The sequence below is a fragment of the Proteus sp. fly-1067 genome, from assembly GCF_040139345.1.
GTDB classification, from domain to species: domain Bacteria; phylum Pseudomonadota; class Gammaproteobacteria; order Enterobacterales; family Enterobacteriaceae; genus Proteus; species Proteus vulgaris_B.
Window position 1 is genome coordinate 205,691 of record NZ_JBEEUL010000002.1, and the last position, 19,185, is coordinate 224,875.

General features: G+C 39.6%; 13 protein-coding genes. 7 read left to right on the forward strand and 6 right to left on the reverse strand.

Annotated features, from left to right (window positions below):
• Window positions 1-57: 57 nt before the first annotated feature.
• The 3 genes from ABN217_RS05575 to macB all read left to right on the forward strand — a co-directional run bounded on the left by ABN217_RS05575 (window position 58) and on the right by macB (window position 4,913).
• Window positions 58-1,734 (forward strand): DUF2813 domain-containing protein, encoded by a 1,677-nt coding sequence (locus tag ABN217_RS05575; protein WP_196553353.1) that lies wholly within the window; start codon window positions 58-60, stop codon window positions 1,732-1,734.
• A 123-nt stretch (window positions 1,735-1,857) separates the two neighbouring features.
• Entirely contained in the window at window positions 1,858-2,967 is a 1,110-nt protein-coding gene (macA, locus tag ABN217_RS05580) for a macrolide transporter subunit MacA (RefSeq protein WP_197269386.1), read from the forward strand.
• Window positions 2,967-4,913, forward strand: a complete 1,947-nt coding sequence (macB, locus tag ABN217_RS05585) for a macrolide ABC transporter ATP-binding protein/permease MacB (RefSeq protein WP_349459163.1) — start codon at window positions 2,967-2,969, stop codon at window positions 4,911-4,913. The genes macA and macB overlap by 1 nt, the downstream gene beginning before the upstream one ends.
• 136 nt (window positions 4,914-5,049) lie before the next feature.
• Here macB and cspD read toward each other — a convergent pair whose 3' ends face one another.
• Window positions 5,050-5,259 (reverse strand): cold shock domain-containing protein CspD, encoded by a 210-nt coding sequence (cspD, locus tag ABN217_RS05590; RefSeq protein WP_072062820.1) that lies wholly within the window; start codon window positions 5,257-5,259, stop codon window positions 5,050-5,052.
• Between the two features lie 288 nt (window positions 5,260-5,547).
• Between cspD and clpS the strand changes: the two genes are divergently transcribed.
• Together clpS and clpA are read left to right on the forward strand one after the other, a co-directional pair.
• On the forward strand, window positions 5,548-5,862 hold the full coding sequence (gene clpS, locus ABN217_RS05595; RefSeq protein ID WP_036938154.1) for an ATP-dependent Clp protease adapter ClpS: 315 nt from the start codon (window positions 5,548-5,550) through the stop codon (window positions 5,860-5,862).
• Window positions 5,863-5,892: 30 nt separating this feature from the next.
• The gene (gene clpA / locus ABN217_RS05600; RefSeq protein ID WP_196553350.1) at window positions 5,893-8,184 is read left to right on the forward strand and encodes an ATP-dependent Clp protease ATP-binding subunit ClpA; all 2,292 of its coding nucleotides are present in this window, start codon (window positions 5,893-5,895) and stop codon (window positions 8,182-8,184) included.
• A gap of 122 nt (window positions 8,185-8,306) precedes the next feature.
• Here clpA and infA read toward each other — a convergent pair whose 3' ends face one another.
• The 5 genes from infA to trxB form a co-directional block, all read right to left on the reverse strand.
• Window positions 8,307-8,525: a translation initiation factor IF-1 gene (infA, locus tag ABN217_RS05605; RefSeq protein ID WP_004244560.1), complete on the reverse strand. Its 219-nt coding sequence runs from the start codon at window positions 8,523-8,525 to the stop codon at window positions 8,307-8,309.
• A 341-nt stretch (window positions 8,526-8,866) separates the two neighbouring features.
• Complete coding sequence (aat, locus tag ABN217_RS05610; protein ID WP_349459164.1) at window positions 8,867-9,559, reverse strand: leucyl/phenylalanyl-tRNA--protein transferase; 693 nt, start codon at window positions 9,557-9,559, stop codon at window positions 8,867-8,869.
• Window position 9,560: 1 nt separating this feature from the next.
• Window positions 9,561-11,312 carry a heme ABC transporter ATP-binding protein/permease CydC gene (gene cydC, locus ABN217_RS05615; protein WP_349440114.1) on the reverse strand — a complete coding sequence of 584 codons (1,752 nt, stop codon included), beginning with the start codon at window positions 11,310-11,312 and terminating at the stop codon, window positions 9,561-9,563.
• Between the two features lie 2 nt (window positions 11,313-11,314).
• Complete coding sequence (gene cydD, locus ABN217_RS05620) at window positions 11,315-13,084, reverse strand: heme ABC transporter permease/ATP-binding protein CydD (RefSeq protein ID WP_196553348.1); 1,770 nt, start codon at window positions 13,082-13,084, stop codon at window positions 11,315-11,317.
• 140 nt (window positions 13,085-13,224) lie between these two features.
• Window positions 13,225-14,184, reverse strand: a complete 960-nt coding sequence (trxB, locus tag ABN217_RS05625) for a thioredoxin-disulfide reductase (protein WP_036938142.1) — start codon at window positions 14,182-14,184, stop codon at window positions 13,225-13,227.
• Between the two features lie 543 nt (window positions 14,185-14,727).
• Here trxB and lrp point away from each other — a divergent pair.
• Window positions 14,728-15,222, forward strand: a complete 495-nt coding sequence (gene lrp / locus ABN217_RS05630; RefSeq protein WP_004244566.1) for a leucine-responsive transcriptional regulator Lrp — start codon at window positions 14,728-14,730, stop codon at window positions 15,220-15,222.
• Between the two features lie 133 nt (window positions 15,223-15,355).
• A complete protein-coding gene (locus tag ABN217_RS05635) occupies window positions 15,356-19,078 on the forward strand; it encodes a DNA translocase FtsK 4TM domain-containing protein (protein WP_349459165.1) in 3,723 nt (1,240 codons plus the stop codon).
• The last annotated feature ends 107 nt before the right edge of the window (window positions 19,079-19,185 follow it).

Here is a 19,185-nt window from a genome sequence, read left to right on the forward strand (position 1 = left end):
AAAATTAAGGTAGGAAGAATAAAAAACATAGCTTAGTCGTAACTAACGAGGGGATTTATGTATTTAGAAAGAGTGGAAATAGTTGGATTCCGTGGACTTAATCGTCTTTCACTACCTCTTGATATGAATACAGTGTTAGTGGGTGAAAATGCGTGGGGTAAAAGCTCATTACTTGATGCGTTAACACTCAGCTTGGGTATTGAAACCTATCAATATGCATTTACACCTGATGATTTCCATCGTCTGCCGAATGAGTCGGAAGAAAATAGTAAAAAAACCCTACAAATTATTCTGACATTTACTGAATCACGCCCTGGACGACATCGTTCTTATCGTTTCCATAAAATAGCACCTGTATGGGTTGCAAATGGTGATGAGCTAAAACATATCTATTACCGCATCAGTGCAGAATTAGATGAACAAAAGAATGTAAAAACATTTCGCTATTTTCTTGATAAAGAAGGAAAGCAAATTCGCTTACCTAATGGGCAAACTCAAGAAATCATTGCAGAGATTGTTAGGCTTTATCCTGTTCTTCGCTTGCAAGATGCGCGTTTTGTTCGTGATCTTACCTCTGACGTTATCGATCCTCATAAGGATCCTCATCGAGAAGCGTTTAATAATAAAATGAGTGAGTTAACCAAGGCATTAGTCAAAAATCCAGACGAGTTGTCAGATGAGGATTTACGCGAAGGGCTAGATGCCATGCAACAGCTATTAGGGCACTATTTTGCCGACCATGGTTCGTTGTTGTTTAAATCACATGCTCGTCATCGCAAAGTCAATGAGCCTCATGTGCGTGGATGGCATGCGTTAGAAAATATTAATAAGGTGTTGGCAAAACCAAATCAACGAAGTATTCGATTAATTATCTTAGGCATGTTCTCCTCTATATTACAGTCTCGAGGTAGCGTTGCATTAGATCCTTATGCAAGGCCTATTGTCATTGTAGAAAACCCTGAAACACGTTTGCATCCTATTATGCTTTCAGTGGCTTGGGGCTTACTTAATCTTTTCTCACTACAACGGATAACAACGACTAATTCAGGTGAGTTACTGTCACTAGCACCATTAGAAAGTGTGTGTCGTTTAGTACGTGATACTGACAAAGTAGCTGCTTATCGCGTTGGTAATCAACAATTACATTCAGATGAAGAACGACGCATTTCATTTCATATTCGTTATAACAGGCCGTCTGCACTTTTTGCTCGTTGCTGGCTATTAGTTGAAGGTGAAACGGAAATTTGGCTAATGAACGAGCTGGCAAGACAATGTAATTATTTTTTTGAAGCCGAAGGAATAAAAGTTATTGAATTTGCGCAATGTGGACTTAAGCCATTATTAAAGTATGCAACATATATGGGAATAGAATGGCATACCTTAGTGGATGGTGATGAAGCGGGTAAGAAATATGCCGCAACGGTTAAAGATTTTGCATCAAAAAGCAATGATGCTGAGCGTGATAGATTAACAAAACTTCCCGCCTTAGATATGGAACATTTCTTATATAAAGAAGGCTTTCGTAATGTGTATCATGATGTTGCAGGTGTGCCTGATAATGAAAAATGGCCAACCCGACGTGTGATTATTAAAGCTATCCAACGCTCATCAAAACCTGATCTCGCACTAACGGTAGCTAACAATGCTGCTCAACGAGGAGTAGACTCCATCCCCTCCATACTGAAAAGTATGTTTTCTCGTGTTGCATGGCTTGCTAGAGGCAAAGCAAATTAGGCCGTTATAGCAAGAAAGATAAACGCACGAGATCAATGTAGATTCTATTTAGCGATGAAGGTGAATATCATCGCTAAAGTTTTTTATGGCTGATTAAATTGTTATGTTTAGGAAGGATATTGTATGGCTTTTTTATCTTTAAAAAAGCGCGGGAGAGTGCTCACCCTTATTTTAATTACGTTTGCTATTGTCGCCTATTTTTTTTGGCCGAAAGAAAATGTACCGTCATATCAAACACAAATCATTACGAGAGGTGATCTGTCAAAAGAAGTGACAGCAACAGGTAAGCTTGATGCTGTGCGTAAAGTTGATGTGGGCGCGCAAGTCAGTGGCCAATTACAAACTTTGTTTGTGAAAGAGGGGGATGCGGTTAAAAAAGGTGATTTATTAGCGATTATTGATCCAAAAAAAGCGCAAAATGAAGTCACTGAATCGCAGGAAACTAACAATGAGCTTAGAGCGAATCTTCAACAAGCACAGGCCGAATTACGTTTAGCGCAACTTACATATCAACGTCAGTTAAAGTTGATTGGTACACATGCAATTGCACAAGATGAGCTTGATCGTACTAAAACGGATGTTGATGTTAAAAAAGCGCGCATTATTACCTATGAAGCGCAAATTAAAAAGAATCAAGCGACCTTAGATACAGCGAAAACTAACCTCCAATATACACGTATCACAGCACCTATGGATGGTATAGTGACGTTTATTAAAACCCTAGAAGGTCAAACCGTCATTGCTGCGCAAGAAGCACCAACGATTTTAACTTTAGCCGATTTAGATACGATGTTGGTAAAGGCGGAAGTATCTGAAGCAGATGTTATTTATTTAAAACCTGATCTTAATGCTTCTTTTACAGTGTTAGGTGCGCCTGATAAAGCCTTTAGTGGCAAGTTAAAAGATATTCTGCCAACGCCTGAAAAAATTAATGATGCTATTTTCTACTATGCCCGTTTTGAAGTACCTAATGAACAACATTTACTACGTTTACAAATGACCGCGCAAGTTAAAATTCTTATCGAAAATAAGAAAAATGTACTCCTCATACCACTTTCTGTTTTAGGCGATGATGCTGGTATTAATGAATATTACGTTGATGTTTTAGTTAATGGTCAGCCAGAAAAACGCACGGTAAAAATAGGTATGCGTACTGATGTTTATGCTGAAGTTCTCAGCGGATTAAAAGAGAACGATGCGGTTATTCTGGGTGAAACTTCAGGAGATGCATAATGCCGGCATTATTAGAACTCAATGAGGTTAGTCGCGCATATAGCAATGGTGAAGAAGAAATTGTTGTTCTTAATAAAGTCTCATTAACGATTAATGCGGGTGAAATGGTCGCTATTATGGGGGCGTCGGGCTCTGGTAAATCGACCTTAATGAATATATTAGGATGTTTGGATAAACCAAGTAGCGGTGAATATAAAGTTGCAGGTCAAAGTGTTGCACAAATGGAAGGTGATCAACTTGCAGCATTACGTCGTGAACACTTTGGATTTATTTTTCAACGCTATCATTTAATGGCACACTTAAGTGCAGAGCAAAATGTTGAAATTCCAGCCATTTATGCAGATAAAAATGCCACTCAACGTAAAGAAAGAGCGCGTGAATTATTAACTCGTTTAGGATTAGGTGAGCGAGTTAATTATCGACCTAATCAGCTTTCTGGCGGTCAGCAACAACGTGTAAGTATTGCGAGAGCGTTGATGAATGGAGGCGAGGTCATTCTTGCTGATGAGCCTACTGGCGCATTAGATAGTCATTCTGGTAAAGAAGTAATGGCTATTTTGAAGCAATTAAATGAACAAGGACATACAGTTATTATCGTAACGCATGATCCTTTAATTGCAGAACAAGCTGAACGAATTATCGAAATAAAAGACGGTAAGATTATTAGTGATAACCGTCATCAAACAACGATACATAAAGTTAAAAAAGAAACGACAACGGTTTTAACTTCCTCCTATTTTGGCCAAATTGTAGGGCGCTTTACTCAAGCACTAGAAATGGCTTGGCGTGCCATGGTTGTTAATAAAGTACGCACATTATTGACAATGCTCGGCATTATTATAGGGATCGCTTCTGTCGTAACGATTATTGTCATTGGTGATGCTGCAAAAAGTATGGTGCTTTCTGATATAAAAGCCATTGGTTCGAATACCATTGATATTTATCCGGGAAAAGATTTTGGTAGTGATTCCCCTGAAGACAGACAATCATTAACACTACAAGATGTCTTCGCTTTAAAGCAGCAACCTTATGTGCAAGCGGTCACACCACAAGTGCAATTTAGTACTCGATTACGCCGTGGAAACCAAGACTCTCCAGCCTCTGTTGCGGGTGTGAGTGAAGATTATTTTATTGTATATGCTATGAAGTTTTCACAAGGTCGCTCATTTACTCAAGATATGATCCTGCGACAAGCGCAGGTTGTTGTGATTGATGAAAATACTCGCCATCGATTTTTCCCGGTTAAGAAAGATGTGATTGGTGAGCAAATTATTATTCGCAATATTCCTTCTACGATTGTTGGGGTTATTGCAGATAAAAAATCAGCTTTTGGTAATGGGCAGTCATTACGTGTTTGGGTGCCTTATAGTACGTTAAATAGTCGTATTTTAAATCGCTCATATCTTGATAGCATTACGGTAAGAGCAATAGAAGGTTATGATGCCAGTGTAGCAGAGCAACAAATGATCCGTTTGCTCACGATCAGACATGGTAAAAAAGATATTTTCACTTATAACCTTGATAGTTTTATTAAAGCGGCTGAGAGCACTACGCAAACAATGCAATTATTTCTTACACTTGTCGCCGTTATTTCATTAGTAGTTGGTGGCATTGGTGTTATGAATATTATGCTAGTTTCTGTGACTGAAAGAACGCGAGAAATTGGTATTAGAATGGCGGTTGGTGCGAGAGCAAGTGATGTGATGCAACAGTTTCTCATTGAGTCTGTGCTGGTTTGTTTAGTTGGGGGAGTGTTAGGAATTGCTCTTTCGTTTAGTATCGCAATGATTGCAAGCGTAATGTTACCGGATTGGCATTTTGTCTTCCAACCTATTGCATTAATCAGTGCTTTTATTTGTTCAACTGCTATTGGGGTTATTTTCGGATTTTTACCTGCAAGAAGTGCCGCAAAAATGAATCCTATTGATGCATTAGCAAGAGAATAATTCAAACAATAAGATAAAAGCCCTCAAGTATATAAAGGGCTTTTATTTGAATGAATTAGGTATCATGCTTGACTGAAAATACCCGATTTCATTGGGCAAAATGTATTATCAGGTTTATCTATACTGTGCGTATCTTCTATTCAATGATAGGAATGATAAGGTCAGCATGGTCACCTTTAGGCCCTTTTATCGTGCTATAATTAACTTTCTGCCCCGCTTTAAGTGTGCGGTAGCCTTCCATTCTAATTGTTGAATAGTGGGCAAAAATATCCTCGCCACCTTTTTCTGGGGTAATAAAACCAAAGCCCTTAGCATTATTGAACCACTTTACTGTACCTGTCTCCATACTTAGCTTCTCTCATATACTTGTATTTATTTGTTTAACATCACTTTCAGTATATTTACTGAGCTGTTCATAAAACATACTCTATTTTATTGTTTCAGTCGTCAAGAGGTGAAAGGGACAGAAAGTGTTCCGATAAGGCGAAATTTTGATGTAGCTAACGCTTTGTTATTTTTTAGATGTAAAAAGAGGGAATAAAAAAGCGTTGATAGGCAGACTTTCCTGTGAGATGGTAAACTAAATGTCATAATTGAAAGTGACGTTTAACAAAACTATGAGTAATACAAAACAATGGGTCAGTTTGATTTTTTAACAGAAACCACGTTAAGGGATGATGTTCATCAGGTAAATGAGCCACCAGCAATGTATAAGGTGATCTTGAATAATGATGATTACACCCCCATGGATTTTGTTGTAGAAGTGCTTACGATGTATTTTTTTCTCAGTGAGGAAAAAGCAACACAAATTATGCTGGACGTTCATCATAAAGGAAAAGGAGTTTGTGGGGTTTATAGTGCGGATATTGCTGAAACAAAAGTGGCACAAGTTAATCTGTATGCAAGAGAAAACGAATACCCACTTTTATGTACTCTTGAACAAGCATGATCCGGTTAGTCTTTTAAGGAGGAGGTGCTTATGCTTAATCACGAATTAGAGCTGAGTCTTAATGTTGCATTCGCGAAAGCCCGTGATAACAGACACGAATTTATGACTGTAGAGCACCTGTTGTTGGCGCTATTAAGTAATAAATCGGCACGCGAAGCATTGGAAGCTTGTAAAGTCGATCTGGCAGTCTTACGCGAAGAACTTGAAGTTTTTATTCGTAAAACAACCCCTATTTTGCCTGAAAATGTAGACAGAGAAACACAACCAACGCTGAGTTTTCAGCGTGTCTTACAGCGTGCTGTTTTTCATGTTCAATCATCAGGTAAAAATGAAGTCTCTGGCGCTAATGTGCTGGTGGCTATTTTTAGTGAACAAGAATCTCACGCAGCTTATTTATTACGTAAGCATGACGTTAGTCGCCTTGATGTCGTGAATTTTATTTCTCATGGTATTTCAAAAGAAGATCAACAAAACGAAGATCTTTCTGACATGAATGATATGAACGCGCAATCTCAGCAAGAGATACCTCAAGGTGACGATCATATGGATAATTTTACAACTAACCTTAATCAGTTAGCGCGGCAAGGTAAAATAGATCCTCTGATTGGGCGTCAAGCTGAATTAGAACGAACCATTCAAGTATTATGTCGTCGTCGCAAAAATAATCCGCTATTAGTGGGGGAATCAGGCGTCGGTAAAACCGCAATTGCAGAAGGGCTTGCATGGCGTATTGAGCAAGATGATGTTCCTGACGTTATGAAAGGCTACACCATTTACTCACTAGATATTGGCTCGCTATTAGCGGGAACTAAATATCGTGGCGATTTCGAAAAACGCTTTAAAGCGTTACTGAAAACCCTTGAAAAAGATGAGAAAAGCATCTTATTTATTGATGAGATCCACACTATTATTGGTGCAGGAGCCGCATCAGGTGGGCAGGTAGACGCGGCAAACTTAATTAAACCGCTGTTATCAGGTGGGCGAATTCGAGTTATAGGCTCTACGACTTATCAAGAATTTAGTAATATTTTTGAAAAAGACAGAGCACTTGCGCGTCGTTTCCAAAAAATTGATGTAACAGAACCTTCACCTGATGAAACCGTTTTAATCATCAAAGGATTGCGTCAGAAATATGAAGCGCACCACGATGTACGTTATACCAATAAAGCGATTCAGGCTGCGGTGGATTTATCTGTTAAATACATTACAGATAGACATCTACCAGATAAAGCCATTGATGTTATTGATGAAGCTGGTGCAAAAACACGTTTAATTGCGCCGAGTAAACGCAAAAAAACGATCAATGTTTCTGATATTGAATCTGTAGTTGCTAAAATCGCACGTATCCCTGAAAAAACAGTTTCTAGTAGCGATAAATCGATACTGAAAAATCTCGATAACCAATTAAAAATGTTGGTATTTGGTCAAGATCCTGCAATTCATGCATTATCTGAAGCCATTAAAATGAGTCGAGCAGGCTTAGGCCAAGATAACAAACCAGTAGGTTCATTCTTATTTGCTGGCCCAACAGGGGTAGGTAAAACAGAAGTTACTGTGCAATTAGCGAAAGCGTTGAATGTTAAATTACTGCGCTTTGATATGTCTGAATATATGGAACGACATACTGTTAGCCGTTTAATTGGTGCGCCTCCTGGTTATGTTGGTTTTGATCAAGGTGGATTATTAACTGATGCAGTAATCAAAAACCCTTATTCTGTTGTGTTGCTTGATGAAATTGAAAAAGCACATCCAGATGTGTTCAATATTCTTCTACAAGTCATGGATAATGGTACATTAACAGACAACAATGGTCGCAAAGCAGATTTCCGTAATGTTATTTTAGTAATGACGACTAATGCGGGTGTGCGTGAAACGCAACGCAAGTCGATTGGATTTACAGAGCAAGACAATAGCACCGATGCTATGGCGGAAATTAAAAAAGCGTTCTCACCTGAATTCCGTAACCGTTTAGATAACATTATTTGGTTTAATGCATTATCACCTGAAATTATCTCTATGGTAGTGGATAAATTTATTGTCGAGTTACAAGTACAGCTAGATGATAAAGGGGTATCGTTAGAAGTTAGTCAAGAAGCACGTCAATGGTTGTGTGATAAAGGCTATGATAAAGCGATGGGCGCAAGACCTATGGCGCGTGTAATCCAAGAAAATCTGAAAAAACCATTAGCCAACGAGATTTTATTTGGCTCTCTTGTTAATGGCGGTTCAGTTTCTGTCACATTAGATAAACTAGCAGATAAGTTAAACTACGAGTTTGTCAGTCAAGAAAAGCTGGCTAAGAATGAAGATACCGTTATCTAAAAAATAGCGGTTAACTTACTAAGCCATAAATGCATACACCACAGGTGAGCATCAATAAATGCCTTGCCTGTGGTGTTTTTTTCACCCGTTATATAACAATAACGGGAGAGAACAGATTGGGATCAACGGCTACGGAAGATGATACGGCCTTTGCTCAGGTCATATGGGGTCAGCTCAACGGTAACCTTGTCGCCTGTCAGGATACGAATATAGTTTTTACGCATTTTTCCTGAGATATGAGCGGTAACGACGTGTCCGTTTTCTAATTCTACGCGGAACATCGTGTTTGGCAGAGTATCCAGTACAGTGCCTTGCATTTCAATGTTGTCTTCTTTGGCCATCTAATCCTCTAAGTTTTAATAACCATATTTTTTAAACGGCAAGATAATGCCGAAAATATTGTCCTATGTAAAGGAATGTTATCGGATAGCAATGGTGTTCACCTTGCTATTGCACTTAACATCCTTACCGTGACTTGCGTTTTACTGAGCTAAAGCAAAAGTAATAACAGAAGTCGTAATTCTTTATTTTGTGGTATTTATAACAATAAAATAGCAACACACCTTAACCACATAATAGGTGTGTAAGATAAAATTTTTGTATAAACCTTTTTGTATAAATAACAGAATGGCATTCTCAATTCTGTCTTAAATAAGAAGGGCTTTACAAAAACAAGCAGTGATTATAATTCCAACGATTGCTGATACCAACACTTTTTATCAATAATCACTTTTTTCCAGCGAGATAATGCATCTAAATAATGGTCACGCGAGATCTCACTGGCGCCTAACGAGGCAGTATGAGAGTTTAGCACCTGACAATCAAATAGTTGACCCCCATAACGAAGAAAATGGTTATAAAAAGCAATAAAGGCACATTTAGAAGCGTTATCTCTGCGACTAAACATCGATTCACCACAAAAAACCGCACCAATATTGACTCCATATAAGCCACCTACGAGTTCATCGCCTTCCCATACTTCAACAGAATGTGCTTCACCTTGATGATACAGCGCTTCATAACCTTCTTTAATATCAGGGCCTATCCATGTACCTTCATCACGAATAGAACAGGCCTCTATCACTGAACTAAAGGCGTGATTTAACGTTATTTTATACGGATGATGACGAATAAATTTACGTAAACTACGCCCAATATGCAAATCACCAGCAGGCAAGACAGCTCTTGGATCAGGTGACCACCATAATGGTTCTTCGTAGGGGAAGTACCAAGGGAAGATCCCTGATTGATATGCAACACGTAATCGAGAAGAGGAGATTTCTCCTCCTATCGCTAATAATCCATTAGGCTCTTTTAATGCTAAATGAGGCTCTGGAAAATCCAAATCACTATCGTCTAATTGAAACAACGGCATATTATGCCTCGTGAGCCGGAGTTAATAGTGCCTGTCTCTGGTGGAATTTAGCATAATGTCCTTGTTGTTTTAACAACGAAGCATGAGTGCCTGTTTCAACGATTTTTCCGCCATCCATAACGCAAATTTTATCCATTTTATCTAAACCGTGAAGTCGGTGAGTGATCATTAATACTGCTTTACCCTGACAATGTTGGTGTAAGAGAGCAAGGATCTGCTGTTCTGTGTCGGCGTCAAGGCCCTCTGTTGGCTCATCAAGCAATACAAGAGGTGCATTATGGAGTAGGGCTCTTGCCAGTCCCAAACGTCGCTGTTCGCCACCTGAGAGCTGTCTACCACCATCGCCCATCCATGCGTTTAAGCCTTCATCATTTTCCAGAAGGTGTCCAAGGCCAACTTGTTGAAGTGCATAGACTAGCTCTTCATCCGTAGCCTCTTCTTTTGCCATAATTAAGTTTTCTCTTAGGGTATGACTAAAGACATGAACACGTTGAGGAACAACAGACATCATTGAACGCAAAGTCGCTTCATCATAATCGGCAATAGATGAATTATTTAAGCGGATCGTGCCGTGAGTTGGATCAAAAGCGCGGTTGATTAATTGTAAGAGTGTTGATTTACCACAACCTGTTTTTCCTAACAATGCAATATGTTGCCCTGCTTCAATAGTTAAATCTACATGATTAATAACTTGCATCGGCTGAGCTGGATAAGTAAAGCACACATTATGTAGGGTAAGTGAAGCACTCTTTTTTCTTTCTTCTCCTTTTTCAGGGAAAGTGACATCTGGTTTTTGCTCAATTAAATGAGAAATACGTGTTGCAGATGTCATCACTTGCCCCAAATGTTGGAAAGCAACCGTAACAGGGGCTAAAGACTCAAATGCTGCCAATGCACAGAATGTGAATAAAGCAATTAGAGCTTCAGGCATAAAGCTATGGTCTATTCCATCTGCTGCTAGCCATAAAATTAAGGTTGCAGTCAGCCCTGAGGCGAGGATCATCAATGATTGCGATAATCCTGTTAAGTTTGCTTGTTGTGCTTGTCGGTGTAACCACTTGGCTTCAAGTTGCGCTAAATTTGCTCTAAAACGAGGTAACGCACCAAAAACAGTTAGTTCTGCTTGCCCTTGTAACATGCTAGTTAGCACAGTGCGATATTGCCCACGTAAATCAGTCAGATCACGGCCGATAGGCTTACCCGCATAATAGAACACAAAAGGTAAAACAATCAGCAAGGTGAGCATAATGCCACCTAATGTATTGGCTAAGCGAGCATCAATTAACCCAAGGCCAAACATAATCATCATAATGACGACAAAAGCGGCAATAATAGGTGATATAACACGAATGTAGAGGTGATCTAATGTTTCAACATCAGCCACTAAGCGGTTAAGTAGCTCACCTTGACGAAAACGTGCAATTCCACCGGGAGAAAGAGGCAAGATCTTTTCAAAGGTGAATACCCGTAAGTGTGATAACACGCGAAATGTTGCATCATGACTAACGAGTCTTTCAAAATAACGGCCCGCAGTACGAAATATCGCTGCACCACGAACACCTGCCGCAGGTAGCATATAGTTAAAGCTATAAATCCCCGCAAAGCCGGCTAGAGAAGTACCTGCTAAAAACCAACCTGATAGTGTTAAAAGGCCAATGCTCGCCAATAAAGTTAAGATAGCAAGAATAATACCTAGCAATAACATAAACCAATGGCGACGATAGAGTGCGAGAAAAGGAAGCAATACTTTCATAATTAAAGTTCCTCTTTACGATGAGCAAGAAGACGAGCAAAAGCCCCTTGTTGCTGGCTTAATGATGCATAAGTGCCCGTTTCAATAATTTGACCTTTTTCCATTACCCAAATCTGATCATAACCTAATGTTTCTTCCAATAAATGGGTAACAAGCAACGTAGTTTGATTTAATGATGCATTATTGAGTGCATGCATCACACGTTGTTCGCTATGAGAATCAAGGCTTGCCGCTGGTTCATCTAGTAATAATAATTGGCAAGGAGATAATAGAGCACGGGCTACGGCAATTCGTTGTGCTTGACCAACAGAAAGACGTGCAGCACTATCGCCAATGACTGTATTTAACCCATCAGGTAAATCGTTAATAAAATCGCTGACATAGGCGTTTTCAATAGCCAGATTAATTTGTTCTGAACTGGCATTTGGAGCGCTTAAACGTACATTATCAAGTAAAGTTTGTTCAGGTAAATTTGGATTTTGTCCCACCCAACTTAAACATTGACGCCATGCTTCAGGTGAAAGCTGAGTTAATTCAATACCATTAACTTTTAATGAACCGCGATAAGGTAAGAAACCTAAAAGAGCGTTTAATAATGAGCTTTTTCCTGCACCACTTTGGCCTACAATCGCAATACGTTGTTGAGGATTAATTGTAAAACTTAATGGGCCAGCCAATTTTACGCCTTGATGCGATAAAATCTCTAGTTCATGTGCCGTTATTTCAATACTTTCGTTTGTATTGATACGCTCATTACCTGCTAATTGAGGTTTTTCACCATCAGTCTCTAAAAACTCAACCAGAGACTCCGCTGCGCCCACTGCTTGCGCTTTTGCATGATAATAAGTGCCTAAATCTCGTAAAGGTTGAAAAAATTCAGGAGCAAGGATCAGCGCTAAGAAACCTGAAAAGAGGGTAACACCCAAACCATAACTGCCAAAATTAAGTTCACCTAAATAAGAAAAACCGAAATAAACAGCAACAACAGCAATAGAAACAGCTGTAAAAAACTCCAATACACCAGAAGAAAGGAAAGCCATTCTTAGCACTTCCATCGTACGTTTACGGAAGTCTTCTGTTGCTTCTGTAATTTGTTTGACTTCAGCATTACCACGATTAAATAGCCGTAATGTGTCTAGTCCTCTTAATCTATCGAGGAAATTACCACTTAAACGGCCTAACGCGAGAAAGTTTCTACGGTTTGCATCAGCCGCACCTAAGCCAACCAAAGCCATAAATAGCGGAATAAGCGGAGCAGTAAAGAATAAAATTAACCCCGCAACCCAGTTAACAGGAAATAGGGTGATAAGGATAAGAATAGGAACAATAGCGGAAAGATACATCTGTGGAAGATAACGAGCATAATAATCTTGCATATCTTCAATTTGTTCTAAGATAATCGTTGCCCAGCTTCCTGCTGGTTTGCCTTTAACCCAAACAGGGCCTAATTCTTCAAGTCTATCAAGGACAATTTTACGAATTTGTTGCCTAACAGCCATACCACAGCGATAACCAACACGCTCCCGTATTGCCATTACTGCTGCACGTAAGATAAAAATACCAATAAGGGTGAGAAAGGTAGGTATATGCGTATCACGGTTAATACTGTCCATGATAAATGCTTGAAGTAAAACAGCTAATAACCATGCTTGAGCAATAATTAATAAACCGCTTACAACACCTAGAATCATTGATAGCCGTAGCCATCGACGGGCTGGAGCACTTTGCTGTTTCAGCCATCGAACCAATTCATTTTGTTTAGTTTTATCCATAAGAAAAGATTCAAATCTGCAGGTGAGATACAAAGTATCAGAAAGGCCAAGGTAAGTAGTTATACTCTTTGGCAACCAGGTTAGTATGTTACATGGTAAAAGGCGCTACTGAAATAGCGCCTTGAAAGGAAGTGATGATTTTAGTTGGATTTTTGTGCGTCTAAGTAACGTTCTGCATCTAAAGCGGCCATACAACCGGTTCCTGCAGAGGTAATTGCTTGACGATAAATGTGATCCATTACGTCACCTGCTGCAAAAACACCTTCAATTGAGGTTTGAGTTGCATTACCTTGTGTGCCTGATTGTACCTTGATGTAACCGTTATCTAATTCCAATTGTCCATCAAAAATAGCGGTATTTGGGCTATGTCCAATGGCAATAAATACACCCATTACATCCAATTCTTCGGTTTTATCGCTCTTAGTATCTTTTAAACGAACTTTGGTCACTCCCATATCGTCGCCAAGAACTTCGTCTAAAGTACGATCAGTATGCAAAATAATATTGCCACTGTTTACTTTGTCCATTAAACGATTAATTAAGATTTTTTCAGAACGGAATGAATCACGGCGGTGTATCAGATGAACTTCGGATGCAATATTGGCTAAATACAGTGCTTCTTCTACTGCAGTATTACCGCCACCAACGACCGCGACTTTTTGGTTACGATAGAAGAAACCGTCACAGGTTGCACAAGCAGAGACACCTCGGCCTTTAAAAGATTCTTCTGAAGGTAAGCCGATATAACGTGCAGAAGCACCTGTAGCGATAATTAATGCGTCACAAGTGTATTCTTGTTCATCACCAAATAGACGGAAAGGACGGTTTTTCAGATCGACTTTATTAATATGGTCAGAGATAATCTCTGTATTAAATTTTTCAGCGTGCTGAAACATGCGATCCATTAAACCTGGGCCTGTTAACCCTTCTGGGTCGCCGGGCCAGTTTTCGACTTCTGTTGTTGTTGTCAGCTGACCGCCTTTTTCAACACCCGTAATCAGTACTGGTTCTAAGTTTGCTCTTGCAGCATAAACGGCAGCGGTATAACCCGCAGGGCCTGAACCTAAAATAATAAGTTTGCTATGTTTGATGGTGCTCATGTGTACCTCATCTCTGATTAGGCGTGATGCGAATTGGGGGATTGTAGGAGAAATAAGACGTTAAAAAAAGCCAATGACGAGAAATAGACATAATATTTTAGCTATTTTAGCAATAGTTAATACTAATATAGTTTAATAATTATAGAGTTATATTGGGCTAACATCATCGAATCAACATGAAACATTTTGCTTTACAATTGATGACTATCTTGCGTATATAGAGAATAACATAGCGCCTTGTTCTGATTTTTACTCATTTGCTTTGACAATCCGCTGTACATTTGCGAAAACATGATTGTTAAAGATAATTATCTTCGGATGTTATAGGTACAATTTTTCGACAGACAGGGTGTAAGATAGTTACTTTGCGATATTTGCTAATGAGTATTTAGATAAAATAGATGTTTTATCTGGCATTAAAAGAAAATAGATTGGTAGTTTGCTCTGACCGTTTGATACCGAAGTTTCGACATTGATGCTGAAGGTGTACAGGTATGGGTATAGGAAAATAAAGTAAGAGAAAAAGAGAAAGAGAGTATAGAGATGATTGATAATAAAAAACGTCCGGGTAAAGATCTTGATAGAATAGACCGGAATATTCTAAATGAGCTCCAAAAAGATGGTCGTATTTCAAACGTTGAGTTATCTAAACGTGTTGGTTTATCACCAACACCTTGTTTAGAGCGAGTACGTCGTTTAGAGCGCCAAGGATTTATTTCTGGTTATACTGCGCTGTTAAACCCTCATTACCTCGATGCATCATTACTGGTATTTGTGGAAATCACACTAAACCGTGGCGCGCCAGATGTTTTTGAACAATTTAATATGGCTGTTCAAAAACTTGAAGAAATCCAAGAATGTCATTTAGTTTCTGGTGATTTTGACTATCTGTTGAAAACTCGTGTGCCTGATATGTCTGCTTACCGTAAATTACTGGGTGAAACTCTGTTACGTCTTCCGGGTGTTAATGACACACGTACTTACGTGGTTATGGAAGAAGTTAAACAAAGCAACCGCCTTGTAATCAAAACTCGCTAAGCCAACTTAATAGGTTGGTGCAAAGCAGGAAAAAATTAGGTACACTCCTGTTTATGCATACAGTTTCAACGCTGAGATATCTCAGCGTTGTTCCGTTTTAATTTAACCCTAAGTTAAACCTGGAGAGCCCTCTTTGAGCCAGGAATATACAGAAGACAAAAATATTCGTTTAACAAAGATAAGTAACCGTCGTCGTGTTTGGGAAGCTATTCTCATTTTAATCGGGATTGGTGCTGTCTTTTTGATGGTTTCTTTATTTAGCTTTCATCCCTCTGATCCTAGCTGGTCACAAACCACATGGAATGAACCTATTCAAAACCTAGGTGGCAGTATCGGAGCATGGTTAGCTGATATCCTATTTTCAGCATTTGGCTTACTCGCCTATGCTATTCCAGTTGTGGTTGTTTTTGGTTGTTGGAATTCATTGCGCTACCAAAAAAATCGCGAATATACTGACTTTTTCTCCCTTGCACTTCGCACGATTGGCGCCTTGGCTCTGGTTTTTACCTCTTGTGCATTAGCTGATCTTAATTTTGATGATATCTACAATTTTAGCTCAGGCGGTGTTATTGGCAGCTTATTTAGTAAGGCATTGTTACCTTGGTTTAATGTATTAGGCGCAACACTTGCATTGTTATCTGTTTGGGCTGTTGGTTTTACATTATTTACAGGATGGTCGTGGCTAACTATCACCGAAAAGATTGGTGCAGTTATCCTTGGTACGGTGGGGTTTATTACTAATCGAGGCCAACACGACGCTGAATATGAAGACGAACAAGATGATAACACTCAAGATTTTGTTGATGATGTTACTGAACATTCAAATCAAACAGAAAAACAATCATCAGAACTAACAACAGAAGAGAGTGATGACATCTTATTTTCTGCGCCTTCAGCGCTTGAACTTGCTCGTCAGCAAGATATTGATTCATCGCAACCTTCTAAAACAGAAGAAGATGACTTGCCTTCATTCAGTGCAACAAATGATACCGACGATCATGTTCAATCATTAGCACCAGCTGCGCCTGTTATCGCCGAGTCTGTTGCAGAAAATACGTCTGAAATAACAGAAGAAGCACCTGAACATTACCGTTTTGATATTCCGGAAGCCTTCCTTAAAAAAGATATTCAGCCAGAAGCCAGTGCTCCTCAACATTCTGTTTATTCAATTCCAGAAGAGAACACATCTTCTGTGAAGCCATTAGTTGAGAATAACCCTATTGCACAACCTGCAGAGAGTTTTATGCCTGTAGGACGAGCTGAACCTACATTTTCACTGGCGCCAGATAGCGATGATACCTTAACACAAGCTGCAACGGTGACTGCCGGAGTCGCAACAAGTGCCTTAGTCAGTCACGGAGCACAAGTTAAACAAGGCTTAGGACCTGAACTGCCACGACCAAATCCAGTACGTTTGCCTACTCGCCGTGAGCTTTATGGTATTCACATCCCTTCGCAACGTGAAGCAGAGCTACGTCGTCGTGAAGAAGCGGTTCAATCTGAGCCTGAAGATGAGTTAGCTGATATTCAAGACCAAGCGAATTTTGAACAAGAATTACGTCAGCAATTTCTAGAGCAACAGCGTGAACGCTATGGTGACGAAGCTGATGAGGTTATTGAGCAATCCACCTCTCATTATGAGCCGAATATTGAAACACCACTTTCTTCCTTTGATTATCAACAAGATAATTATCGAGACGAACCTACTGTTACTGCAAATACATTCTCTTCAGCAGAAGATAATAGTCATGAGATCGACGAAAACGAGCTTTATGAACAGCAACAACTCGCTGCGCAATTTAAGCAACAATTGCAGGATCGTTATGGTGATGATGTTTCGTTAGATGATGAAGATGATGAAGTTTTGCCTCAAATATCAACATCAGCACCTTCATTACAAGCAACTACGGGTTACCAACCTCATATTCAACATTCGTTTGCCTCACAATCAGCAAAGCCAACGCAAACAATGGAGAAAAAAGTAGAGTATCCAACCAGTAATGCATTTTTACAAATCTCACCTCGTGATGATGACGAGGAAGAGTACACCCCAAAAATTGAGTTAGAAAGAGAACTCTCCGCATTAGAAGCTTTCTCACCTATTGATGATTTATTGGATGAAGAGCCGATAGAGCCGGTATTTACGCCGATTGTTTCTGAACCTGTTACGCCACGTGCTGTATCTCAAACTGCATCGCAATCACGTATTGAACCACAGCCAAATATGGCTCAGCATTTTGCACAGCAACAGCAACAGCAACAGCAACAGCAACAGCAACAGCAACAGCAACAGCAACAGCAACAGCAACAGCAAGAATCTTTAATTCACCCATTCTTGATGCGTAATGACAGACCGTTGCAAAAACCAACCACACCAATGCCTTCTCTGGATCTATTAACAACACCGCCAGTAGAAGAAGAACCTGTTGATATGTTTGAGCTTGAGCGTATTGGTAAACTTATTGAAGCGCGTCTTAATGATTACCGTGTTAAAGCCAAGGTGGTTGGTATTTCGCCGGGGCCTGTTATCACGCGATTTGAACTTGAACTTGCGCCGGGTGTAAAAGCCGCTCGTATTTCAAATTTATCACGCGACTTAGCACGTTCATTGTCTGCTATTGCAGTGCGTATTGTTGAGGTTATTCCAGGAAAACCGTATGTAGGATTGGAATTACCTAATAAAAAACGTCAAACCGTATATATGCGTGAATTGTTAGATAGTGATGCATTTCGTGACAGTCGCTCTCCATTGACTGTTGTCTTAGGTAAAGATATTGGTGGACAACCTGTTGTTGCCAATCTTGCTAAGATGCCACACTTATTGGTGGCTGGTACAACAGGTTCAGGTAAATCTGTCGGTGTGAATGCGATGATTATAAGCATTCTCTATAAAGCGAAACCAGAAGATGTTCGTTTTATTATGATTGACCCTAAAATGCTTGAGTTATCTGTATATGAAGGTATTCCGCATCTTCTGACTGAAGTTGTGACAGATATGAAAGATGCCGCAAGTGCGTTGCGATGGAGCGTGGCGGAAATGGAGCGTCGTTATAAATTAATGTCCGCACTTGGTGTACGTAACCTTGCGGGTTATAACGAAAAAATTAAAGAAGCTGAAGCAATGGGACGCCCAATTCCAGATCCATTCTGGAAACCAACAGATACTATAGCGACAGAAATGCCAACGTTGGAAAAAGAACCTTATATCGTGGTTGTCGTCGATGAATTCGCTGATTTAATGATGACCGCAGGTAAAAAAGTGGAAGAGTTAATTGCTCGCTTAGCGCAAAAAGCACGTGCTGCGGGTATTCACCTTGTACTTGCAACACAAAGACCTTCAGTTGATATTATTACTGGCTTAATTAAAGCCAATATACCTAGCCGTATTGCCTTTACAGTTTCAAGCAAAATCGACTCTCGAACTATTTTAGATCAAGGTGGTGCTGAATCATTATTAGGCATGGGTGATATGCTTTATGCACCGAATGGTTTTGTGCCTGAGCGTGTTCATGGTGCTTTTGTTAGCGATGATGAAGTACATGCTGTTGCAACTGATTGGAAGGCACGAGGTCGCCCACAATATATTGAAGCTATTACTAAGTGTGGTGAAGAAGGCGAAAGTGGTAATGGTGGTGGTTACGATGACGGTGAAGAACTTGATCCATTATTTGACCAAGCAGTAGAATTTGTTGTTGAAAAACAACGAGTTTCTATTTCTGGTGTACAGCGTCAATTTAGAATTGGCTACAACCGTGCTGCAAGAATTGTAGAGCAAATGGAGATGCAAGGTATTGTCAGTACGCCAAATCACAACAATACGCGTGATGTACTTTCACCACCACCGTCTGATATGTAATATCTTGAAAACTCAGTTATCAGCTAATTAGATAGCATGATAACCTGCACAATATCATTAAAATTTATACGCCGACATTATGTCGGCGTAATCTCATGCCGAGGCTT